The sequence below is a fragment of the Halogeometricum sp. CBA1124 genome (genome assembly GCF_009741955.1).
Classification (GTDB): Archaea; Halobacteriota; Halobacteria; order Halobacteriales; family Haloferacaceae; genus Halogeometricum; species Halogeometricum rufum.
Genome location: NZ_WPCD01000002.1, coordinates 20,391 through 40,517 on the forward strand (window position 1 = coordinate 20,391; position 20,127 = coordinate 40,517).

A 20,127-nucleotide genomic window follows, 5' to 3' on the forward strand; every position below is an offset into this window, starting at 1 on the left:
AACCACATATTAGGAAACTATCAGTCTTAGAGTAGAAATGTTGGAAAGGTGTAGCATCGTGTTCAAAGACGGAAAGCAAAGTGACGTAACTGTATTTCAGTCAAAATCAGTCCTTACCTCTGAACATCAACCTAGTGAACCGTACGGTCGGGATTCACAGATTAAGGAGATAGCGGATGCGCTTCGTCCCTTGACCGACCAAGTGGAACCGGTGAATATCCTGGCTTACGGACCCGCAGGCACCGGGAAAACCACGTGCATCGAACATATCTCCGATCGGCTTGAACAGGAAACCAGCATCAAACCAGTCTCCATCAACTGCTGGCAGTACAATACCCGTTCCTCGCTTCTCACGGAGTTCCTGATTGAACTCGGTTATCCTGCACCCCGGAAGGGCAAACCCGTCGACGAACTGCTCACCAAAATAGAGGAGTGGGCGGATAAAAGCCGGAGTCTGAACGCTCCCAAAGGCTACGCGGTCATATTGGATGAGTTCGATCAGCTCAATCAGAAATCCGAGATCGTCTACGATATCGAGCGACTCAATGGAAACACGGAGGCCAAGTTCGGTTTAGTGATGATCTCGAATCAAGAACCATCGAAGCTACGGCTTGACCCTCGTAGTGAGAGCCGGGTTCAGATCGAACCGATTGAGTTCTTGCCCTACACGGCTGATCAGCTCACCGAGATTCTGAAACATCGCGCAGAGAAAGCGCTCTACCCTGGGACGGTTACCGATGAGATCTTGGAAACTATCGCAAGTGCTGTAGCCCGAAATGGAGGTGACTGCCGACGGGCAGTTCACACTCTTCGGCAGCTCGGCCGCGAAGCAGAGCAGAACGGTCAGACTGAAATCACGGAAGAGATGGTTGAAGCAGCGATTGACCATTCGGATCAGAGGGATCGCCCACCAGATAGATATTAAAATATTAGATACCCAACTATTAACCATGACTACTGACAAACTACGGTTTGACGCTGAATTGACGGAGAGCCCGCTAGTGAATGGTTCACGTATCTCAGCGATTCAAGTCTACGAGATGCATGTGTTGAGAGGACTGACCGTCGACGAACTCGTGGAGAAATACGAGGCGTTGGATATCGACGGAGTGAAACAGTGTTTGGAGTATTGTGTCGCTCATCCGGACGCTGTCCGGGAGCAGTCAACCTCCCAGCTTACAGTTGAAATCGCGGAACGCCAAGCCCGGACACGCGGAGCCTCCGCATAACCCTCATTCTTTCAACGGTGGTTCTCCCCTTTGACAGATGTCGATCGAATAGTCAGTGACGAAATGGTTGACCCAGTCATAGACCAGTATCTGAACTCGCAGAACGTCGAAGTGCTTCGACCGGAACCTTCGGATACCGATGACGAAGTTATTGAATTAGCCCAACAGAATCGGTGTCCCATACTGACGCGGGATCGAGACTTCGTGAAGGCACATAGAGAGGACCAGGATCACTACGGAATTATTTTCGACTCCGGTATGCATCACCGCCCACCAAGAGAAGAACTCTCTGCACTAACCAGAGTCCTCGACCTTCTCGACGCCCAGGATTTACGTTCAACTGTGGTTCGGCTCAAGAAGTTCTACTAACCAACTTAGTGCTCTTCAGTGTTCATAGAGCGGTTGGCACACAGTCGTGGGTTATCCAGCGATCTCGGCGAGTTCAAGCAAGAGCCCAGGGACAGCGATGAGGACGACGCGGCGACAATGAGGGCAACGGGAACGAGAAGAGTACTCTCAGTAAATAGCCAGATGCCGATTCCGGCAAGGATACTGAGCACACCTAGGATGCGGAACAGCCACGTAACTGCTCCTTCGAGTCCTGAGTCCGCGAGCAGATCCAGAACCTCGAATAGCTCAACCATATGCTTCCCCAACGTACGTTCCCTGTTAAAACTGCAGCTTCAACCTACCACCGAATCATCTGAAGCCAATGGTAGACACAATACTTTGGGAGGATTTCTAAGACACCTTCCCCTATTCTCACCTATACGGTGTCCCTTGTTTCAGTCAGGTCGAACTCCCCTAACAACCCGACTGGAGCCACGCTAATTAACGCTCTCCCTCCAAACTGATCGAACTCTCCACAAAAACCACCATTCCAATCAGACACTTCTGTATTTGTCGAGATGGTCGGAGATTAAGAATTCTTGTCTCAATTCGTTTACTACAGCGGAACGATGTGACACATCTTATGATTATATGACATATAATAATTTAGATGTGTTTTGTATTCATAGAGTATATCTACGACGACGTAACCGGGAAAGGCTCTACCCATCCCTATTTGTAGCAGTTATTCAAAAATGGTAGTAACTGGTGACGTTTCATGCGATCCTTCATCACGAGGGCTGGGAGTAAAATCAAGCACCTAATTAGAAGTGATCCGGAGATAGAAACGAGTCCTTCTCCGCTGGCAGATAGTTACATCTCACGGGATGAAACTCATGAACAGATATCTCAGTGGCTAGATAAGGAGGATACACTGTTCCACATTGCGGGAGAACCTGGTGTTGGGAAGACATTTCTTCTTGACTGGGTTGAGGACGAATTCGATGAACAGTACGCGATAGAACGGATCGAATTAGACTCGCACCACAGTATCCAAACGCTGGCACAGAAGGTCTATCGGACGGTATTGAACGATATTCCGAAATCAGCGAAGAAAGGAGATCGAGAAGTCACCGGTGTCTCAGGAAGTGCGCATGCTGTCGGGGGTGGCTTCTCATGGACACGAAACCCACCAGATTGGACGGAGGATCAGTTCGAGTATATCGAGGCGCTGGATCAGATGGCGGACTACGTTCCGGACGACCACAAGCGCCTCATCTGTCTTGACGACGTACACAACGTCAACGATGATGAGGAGAAAATCAAGGATGCCCTCGTCGAGATAGCCGAAGTTCTCGGACCGGAGGTCACCTTGGTTTCAGCAGGGCGACTGCAGTTCACAGGACAAGTTCCGGTGATCCGGCTTTCCACGTTCAGTGAGGCACAGTCTGTTAAACTTCTGACGAACGAAGTACCGGAGATGGAGCCAGCCACAGCGCGGGAATTGCATGACCGGTTGAGTGGCCATCCATACTACTTGGGGCTCTTGGTGGATATCGAGGATCCGGCTTCAGCCATCGAAGTTCCTAAAGAGAATATCCGCGACTATATCGAAGAAGAGTATCTGAATGCGTTGACTGGAGACGAAGAGCGGTTCCTCCAGGCGACATCCCCACTCACCGAGCTGGATGAGCATGTCTGTAGCTCCGTGTTGGCGGACGAGGACCGGTTTGATCAGGTCGGTGTCCGCCGGTTGTTACGTGGCCTTAACAAGCGGGTGATCGTCCAAGACAGAGGGACCGGCCCTGACGGGACAATACGGTACGCGATCCATGACAAGTTCCGAGAATTCCTGCTTCGTCAAGAACCGGCTCCTAGCGAAATCCACGCGGCAGCATTCAATTTTTACGCAGATCAGCTTCAAAGCCAGATAGCGTCTGATGGAACTGATTTCGTAAGGGGAACATATTTCACCACGCTCTGCACCCATCATCTGTCAGCCCTGATCGAGTTGAAGGATCAACAGCAGAAAGTAGCTGATTTCCTGGAAACAGTGTTAGGAGAGAATGGGCTGCCGTTCTATACGGCGACTGTCCTGCTTGATGAGCTCAAAGTATGGCCGACAGATGATGTGTCGGACACTATCGTGTTGACGATGCTGTCTGCCTTGGAGAAACGGGAGCCGCTTGCCCGGTACTTCTTCGATGATGAGGTTGACCGATCGTGGGGCGAACAACTCTACGATCAAGGGATCTTCGCTGATCCAGATGTCCCTCACATGCAGTACCTGAACAGTATCGTTGACGTCCACCCAGACTTCGTGGTCAAGGTTATCACTAATCTTGACAGCGATAATCCGAACACGCGACGTTGGTTGATCAGTATCGCAAGCGACCTGCCGGCGGATGCAGCTGCTGAGACAGCTGATGTAATCGAGTCATGGGTGTCTGGGTCAGAGCCGTCCCAACAACTGGATTTCTATGCTATACAGCTCGTCCGGCACTTGATTGAACATAACAAGACAGAGGCCGCACTGACCGTGTTGCGAGGTGTGCTTCAGGCACCACAGGGCGATGACGAGCTTAACCAGCAGGACCAGCAGTTCGAACAGTATGAACTCCACGAGCTGTTCCAGGAAACATGTGGGATCTTTGTTGAGACGTGTGGCCGTGACTTCCTGGATGTATTAGAGGGGGCGTTACGACCGAACTTGGTTACCGGAACAGATCCTGAAGAGGACCCGATCTATGGATCGGTAGCTAGCCGAACCCCGATACCGGATCTTGATTACGATCAAGACAATACTGGTGAACGGAAGCATATACTGTTCACGTATCTGAGCCGTGCGGCCAAGCAATGGGTTAGTGCTGACCCGGCTAGCGATGATAGGAAAGATTTGATCACATCATATCTTGAGGATCCTATTCCTGCATTCCGCCGTATCGGTTTATTTCTCCTCGGTCGCCACCCTGACACCTATCAAGATCTCGTCGCTGATGAATTAGGTGAGGAAGCAAACTACGACGATAGCAGTATCCAGTATGACTTCTACAGGCTGGTGGAAACCGCGTTTTCCTCTCTCGACGACGACCAGCAGGACCAGGTCTACAGGGTACTCCGCGAGGGGCCACAGGACAGACAGTGGATTGAGGATCGAGCAGCCCACGAAGCGCCTGATCGTGAGCAGTCTAAAGATGAAATCGTGCAGGAGCGGGTGGAGCGGTGGCGGTTGAAACGCTTGTATCTCCTTGACGGTGAGGTTTCTGACGATCGGCAGGAGTACATTGACGACTTGGTCGGCCAGTATGGGGTTCCAGAGCGGACTGCGTCTGAACCGTACACGCCCTCAGTCCGTGGAGGTGTTGTTAACGAGAGAGGTCCTGAGGATCTTGATACACTTCGTGGTCAAGATGCTGAGACAGTCCTGCAGAAGTGTGTGGACTGGGAACCGCCTGACGATCGGACACAGCTCTTCGAAGAGGATGAACTAGAGGATGTCAGCCATTGGGGGTTCGCAAAGCAGCTCCAGCAGTTGGTCGAAGAACAACCCGTCGCGTATGCAGAGGCGATCCAGACTTTAGAGGATGGTAAACCTCAGTACGCGGATGTCGTCTTAGATGCATTTGTCGATGTGCTACAGGATGATGGACAGTTCCCATGGCCACCGATCCTTTCGTTCTGTGAGACCGTGGTTGATGATCCCGGGCAGTGGAGTTCTCGATGCCGCACCTCGATCGCACGGCTGATTGGGCAGGGGATCCAAGCGGAACAGACTGACTTCCCCACCCAGTATATCGAACGCGTTGAGGATCTGTTGATCACACTAGCATCCATCACTGAGTTGGATCCTGATCAGGAGCAACCGCATAGCTGGATCGGTGGCGTCGGTACGACTGAATCGGAGGTCCGACAGTACGGGATTAGGGCTATTGTCAGCTATCTCATCTGGCAGGATCAAAACGGATGTTTAGAGAAGGATCAGTTGGACGATCCGCTTCGCCAGGTGATAGAAGCGAAAATAAGCCGGGATATTGCTACCCCGATACGGACCGAATTGGGCCGCCATTTCAGGACGTTCTGGGTTGCAGACGAAGAGCTGATGCGGACACATTTGGCTGATCTCTTTCCAACGGATGAAGGGGACGAGACGAAGGAGTTGTTCGCGGCGACATGGAACGGGTATACTCGATGCAACCCTTTTCTTCCTTCAGCGTATCCCTATCTCAGCCCGTACTACCACCACGCGTTGGATCTGTTAGCGGAAGACGAGTCCGATGAAGGATGGATCACTGCCAAGTCAACAGCATCCCACGTCGGTCTGGCGTATATCTTTGAAGATGAACCGCTTGATGAAGAGGACAGTTTGATAGCACTGTTCTACGAGAAGATGAGCCCCGATACCACTGCAAACCTTGCTCAGGCGTTGGCAAGTGGTCTCGAAAACGAGGACAATGAACTGCACCAACACTGGGATAGCGTCAGAGAGCTCTGGCAGTGGCGTCTTGATCAGGTCGAAAGACGAATCAACGGCATCGAGGATGCTGCCGACTACCACCGTGAATTCAGGTACTTCCTCCGTTGTCTCCAACATACTGATGCGAGTAATCTGGAGGACGAACAGGAGCTTGTGGAGCGGACCGCACCCTTCCTTGTCCATCAAGCCCCACATATACGGATTCTAGAGGAATGGTTGGCCGAACAGTCGACGTCTTATCCTGCTGCGGCCATATCAGTTTACCACGCTATCATTAAGGCAGTCCCTGACAAAGATTGGCACAAGGTTGCCCGTTCAAGCAAGGACGAGATGCGAGAGACGATGTATGTCAACGCGGTCGAGGCAGGTGACGGACTAGGATCCGACGCATACAAGATCGCAAATCGGTTTGCAGCATCCGGGTACGAGATAGATAAAGACTTTCTGGACAGCTACCTCGGTGAAGACAAGCCCCGATGAAATCAGCCGTTCATCTCCGCTGTGGATGTTATGCTAATAATTGAATGAAGGGGGCTTCAATAGAGTTCTATTTCTCCGCTTTTTTTCTCTCAGATGTCCTAGCGTGTTTGGTGTCTTAATTTGTGAGAGAGTTTGAGACCGGGCTTCGATTGAGTACTGTCCGATTGTAGTTAGATTGATAAATTCTTGGTGCACAATGTATGATGAAACCCAATCCAAGAGAAATCAGGGCTGGGGAAAAGCTAGAGGACAGAGACCTGTCTATAGTTACTATCAGGGCCTGAGGGTCCAACCACCCATCCGTTCACTGGACTCCAAACGAACGGTGGTTGAATCCCACCAAACGAATCCTCGTATTCCCTACCTGGTTTCTCTACGCAGACGTGATAACTGCTCTATGTCAACCACCAAATACGACGACGTACAGCGCAGCCTCCAAAACCTCAGAGACGAACCCATCGAACAGATCAACATTGAGGCGGTGGAAACCTTCATTGATGCCACCGCCGCTGAAGGAGTTGGAACCAGCCAGCAGGTCCGGATGATCTACGCGTTCAAGACCTTGCTGAAGAAGTTCGCACCCCAAGACTTCCAGCTTCCCGACGCCTCGGAATCCGAACTGAAAACCCTGATCGCCCGGGTGAACCGGAGTGATTACGCTGAGGCTTCGAAACACAAGTTTCGGTGCGCGGTGAAGAAGTTCTACAAGATCGAAAACGGCGGCACCCACCCTGAAAAAGTGGAGTTCTTCTCCGTTCACAAGAAAGGAGCCGAGGCCTCACCGGTAACCCGGGACGATCTGTTCACCGAAGACGAACTCAAACGGCTGTTCCGAGGGTTCCGATCCACCCGTGACCGTGCGTTCTTCAAACTGATGTACGAGTCAGGAGGCCGCCCAGGTGAGATCATCCAGGTCAGCATCGGTGACTTCACATCGAACGAGAAGGGCGACTTCATCTTCCTACAGGGAATCAAAAACACTCCCGACAGGACGAACCAGTTGATTCGGGCCGGTCGGACTGTCCGGGAGTGGCTGCTCGAACATCCACTCGGCGGCGAACTCGGTGACATCAAGGATCCTTCTGTACCGATGTTCGTGAAACGGGAGCAGCAAGCGTGTGAGAACTGCGGCGAACTCCCCCACAACCATGGAAATCGCTGTAACTATGAGAAGGATCTGGGTGATCGGATCAGCTATGCCGCGTTACGTCGACGGTTCGACGATGCGTGTGAACGCGCTGGAATCCCTGAGAACAAGTGCCGGCCGTACAATCTCCGGCACACTCGTTTGACTGAGGTAGCGAAGTTCATGGGCTACGAGCAACTGAACAAGTTCGCCGGTTGGAAACCCGGGAGCGACCGTGCGAAAGTCTACGTACACCTCAACAACGACGACGTCAACCAAGCAATCCGAGAACGGTACGGACTCGACAACAGCGATGAAGAGTCAAAGACTGTGGACTGTCCGTTCTGCGGCCACACAAATCAGAGCCAGCACTCCGAATGTGGGAACTGTGGCAGACCACTCAACCTCAAACAGAAAAACGAACAGGAGAAGAAGCAGGAAGTGATCGACCGACTGGCTGAACTCGAAGAGAAAGGAGTGCTGAAGAACCTAGAACAATTATAGTCTCGGCTGTTCGCATGCATCGTGTGTATTTTGTGCCAGTACAGAGACACTAGTAGTAATAGTCATGGCACGGATGCACACCCGCCGCCGAGGCCAGTCCGGTTCGGACAAGCCCGTGGCAGACGAACCCCCGGAGTGGAGCGACGTTGACGCAGACGACATTGAGTCCCGCGTGGTCGAACTCGCGGAGCAGGGCTACGACCCCAGTAAGATCGGTCTGAAGCTCCGTGACGAGGGCGTCAAAGGAATACCCATTCCTGACGTCAAACTGGCGACCGGGAAGAAAGTCACTACCATTCTTGAGGAGAATAACGCCGCTCCGGAAATTCCCGAAGACCTTCGGAGTCTGATGGAGCGCGCCATCCGACTTCACGAACACCTGGATGACCATCCAAATGACAACCAAAACAAGAGAGCGCTTCAGAACACCGAATCGAAGGTGCGCCGAAAGGTGAACTACTACCGCGGCGACAAACTTGACGAGGACTTCAACTACAGTTACGGCGTCGCGAAGCGGGCCTTAGCGACAGACGGGGGTGGATCTAGAGGTGGTGCAGTAGCAGGGACTGGTAGTGTTTCCTCTCCACAGGATCTTCCTCAACCAGAGCCTGGAGGATCATCTACAGAATCAGATGTGAGAATTTCTGATGAAGATATAAAAATATCTGATAGAGATCTAAAAAAATATGGATGAGGAAGATCAAGAATATATCAAACAAATAACATCGGAGGTGAACCAGGGAGGTGAATTAGAAATCGAACAAGTAAGACAGCTCCTTGATATAGGAGATCAAGTGTCAAATTCCAGTACATTATATGATATCTGTGTCAGGGGTTATCAAAATAATCGGGAATTCGAAGATGAAGATATTCTCGGACTCTATGAGTTAGTTTCCTATGCTAAACATCACGGAATTGATGCGGAACGGAGCGAGGAAATGATAGACTCCATTTTCGAGGATATGGATACGTCTGAGGAGCGCATGGAGAGACGAGAAAGGGGGATCGACGGACCAGTTACAGCAGTTGACGCCGAGGAGGCGCTTGATTATCTTGAGGATGATTGGGAGGAGTTAAAAGAGATAGCTAAAGAAAAAGGAGAAGTGCTTCAAGATCGTCGACTCCGAAGGAAAAAGAAGACTTATCTCTTGAGTATTCGGCGTTCATTTGAGCGCTATGTTTGATCAAGATAGAAATGTATTGAGTAAAGGCTTAGATAGACATGGCAGTCGTCTTTCCGGTCCTGATCAATATCCTTAACCCATTCGTGTCTTTCAAAGAAATCGTGGAATCTATCGCTTTGAACTTTGATGTCATCTGCTAGATCAGAGAGAAAGCTTTCATAGGGCATTCCTTCGGGCGGCGGAGTCTTGTTTTGTAGGACTGTAAATATGCTTGATTTGTATTTTTCTACCCGGTGATTGATCTCTCTTAGAGCTTGTTTTGGAACTTCTTCGCCTGGTTCTTTTATAGGGTATTCCTCAACGATTTCTTCCCAGTACTCTTCCCAAGTCCTGTCATCGTCGCTCATAATTTTATTCTCGGTTAACCTCGACTACGGCAAGTTTGTTGGTCTCTTCGTCTTCTATGTTTATTATTGAATTGATGGACAAAAAACGTACTGACGGCCAATTTTATCAGGGATGTGATGAAGAGGGATGCCGTTATAAGGTTGAGCAGGATTACATAATGGGGCTCAATTTTTTGGCGATTGTGCAATGAGAATACTGATCCCAAAGGGAACTAATGAAACCAATGCGATCGCCAAGGCTGAGAGGATTTGCTGGATATATTCTCTATATTTGTCTTGAAATACTTCTCTTTCTAGCCTTTCCTCTCTATTGTACTGTCCGATTAGAAACGTAAGTATCACGATATCGACTGATATTATTGTGAATATAGGTGTACCCTGGGAAATGTTCATGGATTGAAAGAAGGACAAAGGGCGACAAAAGTTTTATCGTGAAAATTACACTATTGTCATATACAAATGAAATTATTTCTAGAATATTTTGGAATACAATGTTACTGAATACCCCTATCGGACTTTTTTGGTTGGGGAGGTTTGCTGGAGGCCGTGACGCAGATGGTGTTGACCCACCTTCTCTTCCCGTCGAACAGCCTTGTAAAACGCGTTCTCAATCAGGTTTTCTAGGTCTGCAGCGCTGTAGCCATGAGTTTCCTCAGCAATGGTTCTTAGGTCAATGCTGTTCCAGTTGACAACGTCTTGATCGGGTTTCCGTTCCAGCATCTTGTCCAGGATCGCGTACCGGGTTTTCTTCGGCGGTATCCCGATCTTGATCTGCTCTGAAAACCGATGTGGTGACAGTACAGCGGTGTCTAACTTTTCCGGGTAGTTGGTGGAGCCGACCACGAGTACGTCTTCGCCCTTCATTTCGGCCATATTGTCGAGAAACTGATTGACCATTCCAGCGACTCCATCAGTCGAAGCCTTCTTCCTGCTTTTGGCGACGTCGTCGATTTCGTCGATGAAGATCATGCAGGGCTGGAACTGTTCGGCGGTTCGGAATAATTCGCGGACGCTGGCTTCTGACTCACCGAGGAACCTGTTTTTGAGCTGGGCTCCCGACGTGGTAATACAGGTGAAGTCGAGTTCACCGGCAAGTGCCTCTGCGAGGTACGTTTTCCCGGTACCGGTAGGTCCGTAGAACAGCACTCCGTTGACCACGTTCAAACCGTATTTCTCGTACTTCTCTCTTTCCTGGACGGGAAGAATGACTTTCCGTTTCAGTATCTTCTTGACGCGGTCGCGTCCGCCGACATCCTCGAAACTTTGATTGGGTTTGTGGATGTCGAATACCTCGCTCTGAACTTCCTCGATAGAATCCGCCTGTTCCAATTGAGCATCTTCGCTGTTTCGCTTGGCCCGGTCTTCCACCGAGACCTTGTCTGGTACTTCGCCGCCGAGTTCCTCGATTTTCTGAACAACTCGTTTCTTCAGGAAACGCTCCCGGTTCCCGGTACCCAACAACGCGGCAGCCTGTTCGAGCAGCTCTGCCATCTCCTTGTACGACTCCAGCGCTTTCTGATCGTTGCCAGCCTCTTCCTCCCGTTTCGCCTTTTGCTGGAGTCGTTTGAACCGGTTGTTCAACTGGCCCTTCCGATGTAGATCGGTCATTGTTCGAAGGCTTGTCCGGTAGTTACACTCTCTTCTTCGTCCTCACTGTCCAGTAGATCCTCTCCGAACAAGGGCGATCCTTCCTCTTCGATGTCACTCCACTCGTCCTCGCTCAGATCTCGTTCGACCTCTTCAAACACTGCTTCCTGTGTTTCGGTTTTTCTCTGAGCGGCTTGTTCGATGTCGTCGAGGACCTGGCGATCTTTGTTCCGCTGTTCTTCGATGTCCTGCATCATTTGGTCGACGCCGAGATCCTCGAGTGCGTTGAACACGTCGCCGTGCTGCTGCTCCCAGACCTGTTCGTGTTTGAACGCTTGCAGTTCTTCCCAGACTTCAGAGAGCCGTTGCTCTCGGACCACCCACCGGTTGTACTGTTCTTCGAGTCTGTTCCCTCGTTTTTTCAGCGTGGATGCTTCGCGTTTCAGGTCCTCTGCTTCGACCTCGCTGGCTTCTTTGATCCGGTCAAGTTGTTTGTCGTATCGCCGGTTGACCTCTTTCAGTTCGTCGTGGAGTTCGTCTGCTTTCTCCCCGGCTGTGTTCATCGCGGCCTCGATCTGGTGTTCGGAGACACCGAGGTCAAGCAGCTCCGCGATGTCTATCCGCGGTTCCGGGTGTTTGTGGATCAGTACGTCGCTTAGCAGTTGGTCGATCCAGTTCCTGGTTGAAACCATGGAAATCCTCTATTTTATGGGTTGACCGGTTTCTGCATGTGATCTGGCTGGAATGCCAGTGCGAACATTGAGGCCCCGATGCTACTGCCGATGGCTGCGGTGGTGATGCTCTGTCTGAGGATGGGCCAGGTGGCTGCGGTGAATAGTTCAATGAACCACCGTCCGACCATCCATTCGCCTGCGATAATGGTGATTGTGAGCAGAGCCGCGGCCGTTACTCCTGCTGCCGGGTTGCGTTCGAATCCGGCGTATGCACTGTAGACCAAGGCCATCCCGAACACAGCGTGGACTACGAATATTGAGACGGCGAGCACTGGTTCGCTGAGCAGTTCCAAGGGTGCGGACATAGTCTTGCGCTGAACCCGGCTCAGTTTACGGTTTCGTGTATATTAGAACTTTTGCTAATATTAGCACTAACGCGTATCAACTTGCGGCATGTAACACCGAGTATATCAATGAGAGGGCGTGAATATCTCTGTCAACTGGTGATGAGTATCGAGCATCCGGACGAGGTGGCGAAGATCATGTCGGCTCTGGATAGTGAGACCCGGGTCAGAACCTTTCATCTGCTTCACCAGGGGATGTCTCCAAAGGATATCGCCGAGCAGGAACTAGATTACACCCGTAGTGGTATCCAGCCTTATCTAAATTCATTCAAAGAAGCCGGATTGGTTGAGGTAGAGGGGAAGAAGTATCGTTTCACTGAGAAAGGTGAGAAAGTGCACGAGCTACTGACAGAGTTCGACAAGCTGCATAAGGATCTGAACGAGTTACAGGAGTTCCTTGTCGAGAACCCAGATGTGGTACCGGACGAAGTCCTAGAGGAAATTGAGAGACGTCGACGAGAACAGGAAAGCGAGTAGCCGGGGAAAATAGAAGAAAAAAGAAAGGAAGGGGTTGATTCTACATGAAGATGGCCGTGTTCCTCAACGGGTCTTGGTTGAGGATCTCCTGTCGTTCTTGTTCTAATTCGTTGAACCTCTCTCGATTGTCGCTGTGATAGTCCATCGCCGCATATACCTGGTGCAGTTGGTCCGCGTACATCTCCGGATCATGTTCATCGAGGATTTCGTCAACTGCAGCGTCGCTTGGTACAGAACCTCCATCAGGAGCAAAGTCCTCCAAGCCCTGTTGCTCGGTGAGGACGTCGTTCCCTTCCTTGACTTTCTTCCCATCCCGGTATTGGACAGCGGCCTGTAACCGGGATCGTTCTTCCGGGTTTTCCTCTGCGAGTCTCTCTAGGAATCGGTCGGCTTGTTCTTCGGTGTCGAAGACGGCGTCGACGGTCTGTATTCCGTTGTATTTGAAGAATCCATCGTACAGAAGTCCGTCAGTTTTGCTGTCTCGCCAGTAACGGTGTCCCTGTCTACGTGCGATAAAATACTCACCCTACACCGTGATCTCGTGTTCTTCCATCAGCTCTCTCAGGGTTTGATCCTCACCGTCGAAGTACATCTCTGCATCACTGTTTTCGATGACTTCGTTCGCCCGTCTCTCGACCGTTTGACGACCCAACTGCTTGGCGTCAGGGAGTTCGTTGTAGCCGGTATCGAGCAGTGTTGCGGCTCTCTCGAACCCTTCGTCAACTTTGTACTGAGGTAGGTCCTCACGTGCGTGGTGGCTTAGTGCTCGTGTCATCGACTGATATGCCTTATACAAAGAGATTTCATCGTCTCCGACCTCTTGTTCTAAAGACAGAGGGATGTCGGCGACCGGTGTATCGAGGAACTCTCCGATCATCTCGTGCATCATAATCCGGAGCTCGTCTTTCCCACCAGCTAGGTATTCATTCTGAGCATTTTCCAGCCGGTGTTCGAGATCTTCTGTTCCGTCGATCACTGCGTTGACACCGTGGTGGAACAGGGCGGGTTGGTATTCTTCGCTGTGGGTCTGTTCGAAGGTCATGTCGGCAACCCAGCCTTTCATTCCGTTGGTACAGATTTCTCGTAGAGCTGCGGGCTGGATTTTCAGTCCGTGGAATCCGCTATGCCCTGACTGGACGTTCAAACCGGTCTTGATCGCGTCGTCCTCACCAAGGTTGAACGTGGTTTCTTCGCCGTCGAAAATGGACTCCATCCGCATCTTGTGATAGTCGTCAGCAACCTCTACTGATCCCGTGACACCGAATTCGAGGTCGTCATCTTTCTGCTTTCGGCGGATCGCGTCGGCGGTATCGTCAAGGATGTCGTTGTACTGGAAGATCTTGTAGAAGTCGTCGCTGCGGGATACGTCGCCAGCCATCCGTCCATCCTCAGTGAACAGTGCAGATCGGTACGGCCAACGAACCCAGGTATCGGTATTTTCGTCAAAGCCGTGGATCTCTGCCCGGTGAACCTCTTGGATATTCTCTTCGGAGATTTTCTCTAACTCGTAAATGCTGTTGAATTCATACGTTTCCGGAATCGGTGAATCACCTTACCACTGGCTTTGGGGTTTGGTTCGGTAGTAGCCGAGGAAACACCTAGTTTCGTATGAAGAAGGACACCATCGATCGAAGGACTGTGTTAGAGAGATTGCTGTATGGCGTTCGCTAGGATGAATACCTGATAGTAGTTGGCGATTTCCTTATATGTCAATCGTAGTTAGAATGGCTGCCAAAGTTTGTGGAAGTTACAGTATAAAGGGCAAAACGTCTCTATGACCTGTTATCTTTTACTTGTAATCCAGGCTGTCATGGATACGTTGTTTTGAAGGCTTCTTGTAACAATCCAACTCTGTCCACCACCAACTATCTTGATCTCCCTGTACGAAGCCACTTCTTCTCAGCGAGTCAACATCGCCAACGTAGTTACTCATTACAGGATCAGTTACAAACCATGGCTTCCCTTCATCAAATTCGAAGTACATCGGACCGACATCACGATCGTACAATTTTCTGTAAGCCGACCGTAGATTCTCACGGAACTCGTTTAGTGTCATATCTGTGACGTGGGGAGCAACCTCAAGCAACAGATGTCGGTCGCCGTCATTGTTTCCGACGTATACCAGTCTGACACGTGAAACTGTTTCCGCCGCTGCATACAGAGAGCCGAGGTAAACGGATTGATCTGTGCAATCCCCTTGAAGCTGCCAATCCATTTTCTCCGGCGGCACAACTTCTCTACCGGTTCTTTCATATGAGCACTCCTGAGAGACTTTTTCGAAAAGCAGTACTATATCTCTCCGGGTCTTGTAAAACATGAACTCACCGGAGTCGAGAAGTTTGTCAGCTTTTTCGACCATATAATTAGAAATTCCTTTGAATGGTTTGGGGTCGATATACTGCGTATAGTCTCTCAGGTTGTAACCCGGCATCGATTTATTCAGTCATGTCGCGGTCGGTGAACTCTCCTTCAAACGGTTCTTCATGGATATCATCCTTACCGTCAAAATGCATGTTCTCATCATCGTCCTGATTTACCACTTCCCATTCATTTCCAACACCCTTCTTTGCGATTTTTCCGTTTCGTTCGGCGATTTTTTTCTGCTTGTTTTATATGCCTCTCAGCCATATTTTTGAGTTGCATTATTTCCTTCTTCGGAGGATCAATTGAGGTCATTTGAAACCAGTCTATGACATCCGCAATTTTCATAGAGATCTCAACATGGTCGTTAATATCTGATTCTATGTCGTGTTCACCGAGTTCATATTCTATGTGATCGAATTTCTCAACGCGATCTTCCAGTTCAAATGCGATCTCAAGTACGTCTTTCATTTGTAGTACCCCGTCGTTTCGTGTCCACCGCGGACCACGTCCTCTGACTGCAACACCCCTTTCTCAACCAAGTTTTGGAGCTGATCGGAGACCCTGCCTGCGGTTCCTGGACCCTCTCGATGACATTTTGAAGCTGTTGCACTTTGGTCATTTTCTCTCACATAGTTTTCGACGAACTGCACCAACTCTTTTTCGTCCTCACTTAGCTCAATTCCGGGTTCCGTCTCAGTATCTCGCTGCTGTACGCTGTTCTCTTGATCAAGCGTCGGTCGTTCAGCGTTAAGCGACTGATCCAGCCGGTCAATCTGGCGGTCAGCCGGCATATCTACCAGGGTCAATGGTTCGCGGCCGTCAACTACGATTTCTGGGTAGTCCCAGTCTCCGAGTATTACCTGCCCTTTGCTGAGCGACGTTACTTTCTGACTGCCTTTACTCAGGAACTTATCGGCGTAGTCAGTGTACCTCCCTTTCATGAACAAATGAGGGAGTTGTTGCCGGAGCGTGGCTTCGCTATAACTGAAGTCGGTCGGGTTCTGCGTCACCAAGATTACGTGGACGCCGAATTTTCGCCCTTCCCGACTCAGTTTCTCAATCATCTCTGCTGCTCGGGTGTCTGAGAAGTTGTGCGCCTCGTCAAGGAACACGAACAACGGTCTCGACAGTTTCCCGAGTTGGTCAAGTTCGGTGAATACATCTTCAACGAACTCTATTTTCTCTTTGGCGGGTATGGTATCGAGCGTGACCTGATTCAGCCCGGTGAATAGCTCAGTCAGGTCTTCTGGTTTGTCCAGTAGTCGGGTTTCGCTGAACAGATATTGGTTGGCGGCCAATCCTTGACTGTTCTCACTGGCTGGGTTCGGGAAGCTAATCCCAATGCCTTCGAAGTCGCCATTCCCTGGTGTGATCGACAGAACGTTGTACCCGAGACTGGCACAGTTCTCAATCAGCACTCGTTTCAACACGGTCTTCCCTGAACCGGTTCCACCGACAATGTACATGTGCGGCATCCCGTGGCTTTGGAAGTCGGCTGGGTCAAACCCAACCACTTGCTGCGTGTCGTTGATAGTGCCGATCATTGGACCGTTGCTTGGAATTTCACCAGAGACGAGGTTCTGCTGCGTTTCTAAATCGTGTAGGATGGATTGAACTGCTCGGGCAGGAGTATTGTTCCTGCGCTCCTGCATGGTACCGTCACTGGTTTCGAGATCTCGGAGGCTGTAAGCCTCGAATTGGGTGAGAACCGTTTCTACGACCGAGTCAGGAAGCTCTGCGTCAACGCTTCCCGGATGTAGCAAACCAGTATATTGCAGTCGGTGGAACAGGCGAGGCTCCTCCAATTCCTGGGTTTTCAGCCGAAACCGTTCACCGGTCAGGATTTGCTTCACTTTCCGCCGGTGATCGTTATACACTTCCTCCAACGTGTTCTCAACTGCGGATTCTAGGTTGGATTTTCTGGTGGTTCGGGCGGTGCTGTAGAAGGTGAAAAGGTAGGCGAGGCTGACACCGTTTTCTTGCCACAGTTGTTTGACTTCGTTCTGCCGCCGTACTTGTTCTCGGAGCTGTTGGAGTTCGAGGTCGAGTTCCTGCAGCTTTTCTTGTCTCTCTGTAAGTCGGTGGTCGATCAGATCGTCGAACTGTTCGAGACTGATCTGGTTGCTCCGTTGTAAGCCCTGTATCTGTTTCTCCAGTTGCTGCTTCTGTTCGAGTATTTGCCGGGTTTCATCTGCGAGTTGTTCTGCGTCTTCGACTATCTCGGTTTGCTGTATATCGACAGTGGCTGTGTAGTCCACCGATATCTGGAAGCTGGAGAACGTGGATTCGAGGTAGTCGTTCAGCTGCCCGAGGTTTCGGCTCCAGGTTTCCCGGCCTTCCTCTCCCTGTTTGAGCAGTCGGTATGATTTCCCGGCCCGCACCAGGAACCGGTCCTCGTCGAGCTCTGTGATTTCAACCGTGGCGGCATGGTCGGTGCTCCAGAGAAACGTAGTCAGTGGCTCAACCGATGTGACGCCGACAGGCACGGTATCCAATCCCATATTCTTATCCTGAGTTAGCCAAGCGATTTGGAACGAATATTCTCTCCTCGATGTAACTCCAGTTCCAGTTTCCTTTATCGGCGTCTGTCAGATTGGCCATGTATTGGCCGGACAGATCGCTACATAGTTCGACATCGTAGCATCTGCCGGAAAATAGGTACGTCCTTGGTAGTTCTCCCAGCAGATCGCTCCTATGGAGTAGTTCAACACTTCGTCGTAGAAATTTTTTATCAGGTCGACGACTCGGTCTCTTCTGTTTTGAGGGATTCCGAACATCGTCAATATGTGTGCGTCGTCTCCACGGAAGGACGAGTTCACAGCTATTAGCTGGATATCGGTTATTGTGGACGTGGAACACGCCATTGAGCTAAGAAGAACAGTCTGATCTTCGCAGTCACCGGAGATTTTCCAGCCGTCCATCATAGAACTAGGTTTGTGAACAGTTCTGCCACTGAGATGGTAGTCGCTTTTGTCACTGACGAAGGAGTGGATTGTGGCAGCGTCTCGAACCCATTTTTTGTAGGGTTCTCCCTGACAGTAGCATTGTGTTGCAGAGATGATATCCTCCTCTATGTTACTGAATCGGCGTGGTTCGAGGTAGCTGATGTAGTTCTTGCTCATAGCCGTTTTTCAAGTTCGTCCACAATCTCGGCTCTGGTACGGCCTTCAACTTGCTCGAACGTTTTCCCTGTCCGTTCCTCAAACTCGTTTTCCACCTCCTGCACGGTTTCGTATTCGTCTTCCTCCGCGAGTTCGAAAGCCAGTTTTACCGCTCCTGCAAGTGCTTTAGACCCGGCTTGTCCGTACTTGTCCGCTTTTTCTTCGTCAACACCGGACCCTACGCTCAAAATGTAGGAGATTTCCTCTGCTGTTTGTTGGATATGTTCTTCCTTTATTCCATCTTCACCCATTCTTCTAATTACTCCGAGTTGTATTTGCAGTTCTTTCCCGGCGGTTTCGACACCCACGGCTGATGCTCCAACGCGATACGGGTGTGGGCAGGTCGTTTCAGGATCGGTCCGTTGCATTCGAGCTGGCCGCCGATCTCCATCAACCCACAGATCGCGTCGTTGTAGCACGGACAGTTGATGATGTGGCGACCGCCCTCGATCTTGATGGAGCCGAGTCGACGAACCCGTTGGTAGAGTTCGTGGTCTTCCATCCGGAGGATTTCTTCTTCCGTGTACACACCTCCGCTTTCGCGGTCACCCAGCCCTCCATCCAGCAGTTCGTCTAATGCTTCGTCGAGTATGTCGTCATCCATGTCTGTCCTCTATCTTTTCAAAGAGACCCTTGTCAGAGCTGTTCCCGGGGATTCGTGGTTCACGGCCGCCCCGCTTCCGGCGGTCGCCTTCGTAGTAACCGTTCTCCACTTTCTTTTTCTCGACCAGTGTTTTCAGGATGATTTTCAGCAGGTCGCGTTTGGCTTTCCAGTCCTCGCGTTCCTGCTCTCGTTCCATCCGGGTCTGTTTGATCTGCCGGTCCCACTCGTCGATGCGGTGAGTGTGTTCCTGGTCTTCGCGTTCGAGGGTGCGTTCGTGCCGGAGCTTTTCGTCGACGTCGCTGCCACATTCGTAGCAGTACGTCTCGTCTTTCACTCCGTGACCGGTGACGTGTTCTGTACACAGTATTTTCCCGCACCCTGCACAGATGCCTTCGCACTGCGGACAAGTCCATCGCTGGCATTGTTTTCCGTTGACCCGTTCGTTGCAGAGGCTGGGGAAGGGGCGTTCGTCTTCTCCGGCGAGGATGTAGTCACAGGTCGGGCACTGCGGACGCTCGCGGATAGTGACCGAGATCTGGTTGCCGTCTGATGTGAGGAAGTTGTGCACCAGGTTCTGCCGAGTGACCTGTTCGGGATGCCGACCGACGATTTTGACTGTTTCCTCTGATTTGACGTCCGGCTCTTGGTCGGTTGGCGGATTGATCTCGAGACCGGTGAAGTCAGCTTCGATACCTAGGTCTTCGAGTTCGTCTTGGATTTGATCGGCATAGTCGGGGTGCTGGTTCACAGTTTACCTCCGACATCTCCGCCGCCCACTCCTTTACCCGTGTTGGAGCTTTTGATACCGCCGCTCTTCTCCTTGTTTTTCTGGTCGTCGAGTTTCTCGTTGATTTTCTTCTCGACTTTGTCTCCGTGTTTGTTCATGGCTGCTCGCACGAGCCATGAGATACCGAGTGCTCCTGCGATCTTTTTTCAGCGGCAGGTTGATTCCTGATGCTGCGTCTTCCAGTGACTCTCCGTTGGAGAGGGCGTCAACTATTTTCTGGAGTTTACCGTCCGGTTTTTCGGCACTGGAATCGTTTCGGTGTTCTTCGGGGACTTTGTCTTTGCTGACTATCTCGACACTGTTCTGATCTGATTTTTTCAAGAATTGGTCGGTGGCGGCTATCCGGATGTATCTCTGGGTTTCGGACAGAACCTTTGCTGCGACCATGTCGATAA

The 20,127-nt window shown here is 50.8% G+C and carries 22 protein-coding genes and 1 pseudogene; 9 read left to right on the plus strand and 14 right to left on the minus strand.

Annotated elements, in window-relative coordinates; translation table 11 throughout:
- The first annotated feature begins 37 nt into the window (after positions 1–37).
- From GJ632_RS00415 to GJ632_RS00445, 7 genes and pseudogenes are all read left to right on the plus strand, one after another.
- Positions 38–925 carry a Cdc6/Cdc18 family protein gene (locus GJ632_RS00415; protein WP_191451529.1) on the plus strand — a complete coding sequence of 296 codons (888 nt, stop codon included), beginning with the start codon at positions 38–40 and terminating at the stop codon, positions 923–925.
- A 25-nt stretch (positions 926–950) separates the two neighbouring features.
- Positions 951–1,229 (plus strand): DUF433 domain-containing protein, encoded by a 279-nt coding sequence (locus GJ632_RS00420; RefSeq protein WP_191451530.1) that lies wholly within the window; start codon positions 951–953, stop codon positions 1,227–1,229.
- Positions 1,230–1,259: 30 nt separating this feature from the next.
- Complete coding sequence (locus GJ632_RS25680) at positions 1,260–1,598, plus strand: DUF5615 family PIN-like protein (protein ID WP_394351766.1); 339 nt, start codon at positions 1,260–1,262, stop codon at positions 1,596–1,598.
- Between the two features lie 739 nt (positions 1,599–2,337).
- Complete coding sequence (locus GJ632_RS00430) at positions 2,338–6,513, plus strand: ATP-binding protein (RefSeq protein ID WP_191451534.1); 4,176 nt, start codon at positions 2,338–2,340, stop codon at positions 6,511–6,513.
- A 397-nt stretch (positions 6,514–6,910) separates the two neighbouring features.
- Complete coding sequence (locus GJ632_RS00435; RefSeq protein WP_191451535.1) at positions 6,911–8,143, plus strand: tyrosine-type recombinase/integrase; 1,233 nt, start codon at positions 6,911–6,913, stop codon at positions 8,141–8,143.
- Between the two features lie 64 nt (positions 8,144–8,207).
- Positions 8,208–8,675, plus strand: a pseudogene (locus GJ632_RS00440) (30S ribosomal protein S15); the annotation flags it as partial.
- A 154-nt stretch (positions 8,676–8,829) separates the two neighbouring features.
- Positions 8,830–9,327, plus strand: a complete 498-nt coding sequence (locus GJ632_RS00445) for a hypothetical protein (RefSeq protein ID WP_191451539.1) — start codon at positions 8,830–8,832, stop codon at positions 9,325–9,327.
- On the opposite strand, the gene GJ632_RS00450 is transcribed toward GJ632_RS00445, so the two are convergent.
- The 5 genes from GJ632_RS00450 to GJ632_RS00470 all read right to left on the minus strand — a co-directional run bounded on the left by GJ632_RS00450 (position 9,318) and on the right by GJ632_RS00470 (position 12,300).
- Positions 9,318–9,674 (minus strand): hypothetical protein, encoded by a 357-nt coding sequence (locus GJ632_RS00450; protein ID WP_191451540.1) that lies wholly within the window; start codon positions 9,672–9,674, stop codon positions 9,318–9,320. The two genes, GJ632_RS00445 and GJ632_RS00450, sit on opposite strands and share 10 nt — an antisense overlap.
- Before the next feature lie 165 nt (positions 9,675–9,839).
- A complete protein-coding gene (locus GJ632_RS00455) occupies positions 9,840–10,067 on the minus strand; it encodes a hypothetical protein (RefSeq protein WP_191451542.1) in 228 nt (75 codons plus the stop codon).
- Positions 10,068–10,181: 114 nt separating this feature from the next.
- Positions 10,182–11,282 carry a 26S protease regulatory subunit gene (locus GJ632_RS00460; protein WP_191451544.1) on the minus strand — a complete coding sequence of 367 codons (1,101 nt, stop codon included), beginning with the start codon at positions 11,280–11,282 and terminating at the stop codon, positions 10,182–10,184.
- On the minus strand, positions 11,279–11,953 hold the full coding sequence (locus GJ632_RS00465) for a hypothetical protein (RefSeq protein ID WP_191451545.1): 675 nt from the start codon (positions 11,951–11,953) through the stop codon (positions 11,279–11,281). The genes GJ632_RS00460 and GJ632_RS00465 overlap by 4 nt, the downstream gene beginning before the upstream one ends.
- A 14-nt stretch (positions 11,954–11,967) precedes the next feature.
- Positions 11,968–12,300 carry a hypothetical protein gene (locus GJ632_RS00470; RefSeq protein ID WP_191451547.1) on the minus strand — a complete coding sequence of 111 codons (333 nt, stop codon included), beginning with the start codon at positions 12,298–12,300 and terminating at the stop codon, positions 11,968–11,970.
- Between the two features lie 141 nt (positions 12,301–12,441).
- Between GJ632_RS00470 and GJ632_RS00475 the strand changes: the two genes are divergently transcribed.
- Both GJ632_RS00475 and GJ632_RS00480 read left to right on the plus strand, forming a co-directional pair.
- Complete coding sequence (locus GJ632_RS00475; protein WP_197427765.1) at positions 12,442–12,816, plus strand: winged helix-turn-helix domain-containing protein; 375 nt, start codon at positions 12,442–12,444, stop codon at positions 12,814–12,816.
- Between the two features lie 190 nt (positions 12,817–13,006).
- Positions 13,007–13,153, plus strand: a complete 147-nt coding sequence (locus tag GJ632_RS00480; protein ID WP_191451551.1) for a hypothetical protein — start codon at positions 13,007–13,009, stop codon at positions 13,151–13,153.
- A 189-nt stretch (positions 13,154–13,342) separates the two neighbouring features.
- Here the strand turns inward: GJ632_RS00480 and GJ632_RS00485 are convergent, their stop codons facing one another.
- The 9 genes from GJ632_RS00485 to GJ632_RS00525 all read right to left on the minus strand — a co-directional run bounded on the left by GJ632_RS00485 (position 13,343) and on the right by GJ632_RS00525 (position 19,830).
- The gene (locus GJ632_RS00485; protein ID WP_191451552.1) at positions 13,343–14,194 is read right to left on the minus strand and encodes a hypothetical protein; all 852 of its coding nucleotides are present in this window, start codon (positions 14,192–14,194) and stop codon (positions 13,343–13,345) included.
- 411 nt (positions 14,195–14,605) lie between these two features.
- Positions 14,606–15,247, minus strand: a complete 642-nt coding sequence (locus GJ632_RS00490) for a hypothetical protein (RefSeq protein ID WP_191451554.1) — start codon at positions 15,245–15,247, stop codon at positions 14,606–14,608.
- 116 nt (positions 15,248–15,363) lie between these two features.
- The gene (locus GJ632_RS00495; protein WP_191451555.1) at positions 15,364–15,648 is read right to left on the minus strand and encodes a hypothetical protein; all 285 of its coding nucleotides are present in this window, start codon (positions 15,646–15,648) and stop codon (positions 15,364–15,366) included.
- Positions 15,645–17,681: a DUF853 family protein gene (locus GJ632_RS00500; RefSeq protein ID WP_191451557.1), complete on the minus strand. Its 2,037-nt coding sequence runs from the start codon at positions 17,679–17,681 to the stop codon at positions 15,645–15,647. The genes GJ632_RS00495 and GJ632_RS00500 overlap by 4 nt, the downstream gene beginning before the upstream one ends.
- 87 nt (positions 17,682–17,768) lie before the next feature.
- Complete coding sequence (locus GJ632_RS00505; protein WP_191451559.1) at positions 17,769–18,302, minus strand: hypothetical protein; 534 nt, start codon at positions 18,300–18,302, stop codon at positions 17,769–17,771.
- Entirely contained in the window at positions 18,299–18,649 is a 351-nt protein-coding gene (locus tag GJ632_RS00510) for a hypothetical protein (RefSeq protein ID WP_191451560.1), read from the minus strand. Before GJ632_RS00510 ends, GJ632_RS00505 begins: the two co-directional genes overlap by 4 nt.
- A complete protein-coding gene (locus GJ632_RS21750) occupies positions 18,601–18,945 on the minus strand; it encodes a hypothetical protein (RefSeq protein WP_197427766.1) in 345 nt (114 codons plus the stop codon). Before GJ632_RS21750 ends, GJ632_RS00510 begins: the two co-directional genes overlap by 49 nt.
- Complete coding sequence (locus tag GJ632_RS00520) at positions 18,938–19,693, minus strand: hypothetical protein (RefSeq protein WP_191451565.1); 756 nt, start codon at positions 19,691–19,693, stop codon at positions 18,938–18,940. Before GJ632_RS00520 ends, GJ632_RS21750 begins: the two co-directional genes overlap by 8 nt.
- Positions 19,690–19,830, minus strand: a complete 141-nt coding sequence (locus GJ632_RS00525) for a hypothetical protein (protein WP_191451567.1) — start codon at positions 19,828–19,830, stop codon at positions 19,690–19,692. The genes GJ632_RS00520 and GJ632_RS00525 overlap by 4 nt, the downstream gene beginning before the upstream one ends.
- Positions 19,831–20,127 lie beyond the last annotated feature (297 nt).

Bases quoted from the DNA above. Each gene is read 5' to 3' on its own strand.
- GJ632_RS00415 (WP_191451529.1), top strand. From the start codon at position 38: ATGTTGGAAAGGTGTAGCATCGTGTTCAAAGACGGAAAGCAAAGTGAC.
- GJ632_RS00420 (WP_191451530.1), top strand. From the start codon at position 951: ATGACTACTGACAAACTACGGTTTGACGCTGAATTGACGGAGAGCCCG.
- GJ632_RS00430 (WP_191451534.1), top strand. From the start codon at position 2,338: ATGCGATCCTTCATCACGAGGGCTGGGAGTAAAATCAAGCACCTAATT.
- GJ632_RS00435 (WP_191451535.1), top strand. From the start codon at position 6,911: ATGTCAACCACCAAATACGACGACGTACAGCGCAGCCTCCAAAACCTC.
- GJ632_RS00445 (WP_191451539.1), top strand. From the start codon at position 8,830: ATGGATGAGGAAGATCAAGAATATATCAAACAAATAACATCGGAGGTG.
- GJ632_RS00450 (WP_191451540.1), bottom strand. From the start codon at position 9,674: ATGAGCGACGATGACAGGACTTGGGAAGAGTACTGGGAAGAAATCGTT.
- GJ632_RS00455 (WP_191451542.1), bottom strand. From the start codon at position 10,067: ATGAACATTTCCCAGGGTACACCTATATTCACAATAATATCAGTCGAT.
- GJ632_RS00460 (WP_191451544.1), bottom strand. From the start codon at position 11,282: ATGACCGATCTACATCGGAAGGGCCAGTTGAACAACCGGTTCAAACGA.
- GJ632_RS00465 (WP_191451545.1), bottom strand. From the start codon at position 11,953: ATGGTTTCAACCAGGAACTGGATCGACCAACTGCTAAGCGACGTACTG.
- GJ632_RS00470 (WP_191451547.1), bottom strand. From the start codon at position 12,300: ATGTCCGCACCCTTGGAACTGCTCAGCGAACCAGTGCTCGCCGTCTCA.
- GJ632_RS00475 (WP_197427765.1), top strand. From the start codon at position 12,442: ATGAGTATCGAGCATCCGGACGAGGTGGCGAAGATCATGTCGGCTCTG.
- GJ632_RS00480 (WP_191451551.1), top strand. From the start codon at position 13,007: ATGTTCATCGAGGATTTCGTCAACTGCAGCGTCGCTTGGTACAGAACC.
- GJ632_RS00485 (WP_191451552.1), bottom strand. From the start codon at position 14,194: ATGGCTGGCGACGTATCCCGCAGCGACGACTTCTACAAGATCTTCCAG.
- GJ632_RS00490 (WP_191451554.1), bottom strand. From the start codon at position 15,247: ATGCCGGGTTACAACCTGAGAGACTATACGCAGTATATCGACCCCAAA.
- GJ632_RS00495 (WP_191451555.1), bottom strand. From the start codon at position 15,648: ATGAAAGACGTACTTGAGATCGCATTTGAACTGGAAGATCGCGTTGAG.
- GJ632_RS00500 (WP_191451557.1), bottom strand. From the start codon at position 17,681: ATGGGATTGGATACCGTGCCTGTCGGCGTCACATCGGTTGAGCCACTG.
- GJ632_RS00505 (WP_191451559.1), bottom strand. From the start codon at position 18,302: ATGAGCAAGAACTACATCAGCTACCTCGAACCACGCCGATTCAGTAAC.
- GJ632_RS21750 (WP_197427766.1), bottom strand. From the start codon at position 18,945: ATGGATGACGACATACTCGACGAAGCATTAGACGAACTGCTGGATGGA.
- GJ632_RS00525 (WP_191451567.1), bottom strand. From the start codon at position 19,830: ATGAACAAACACGGAGACAAAGTCGAGAAGAAAATCAACGAGAAACTC.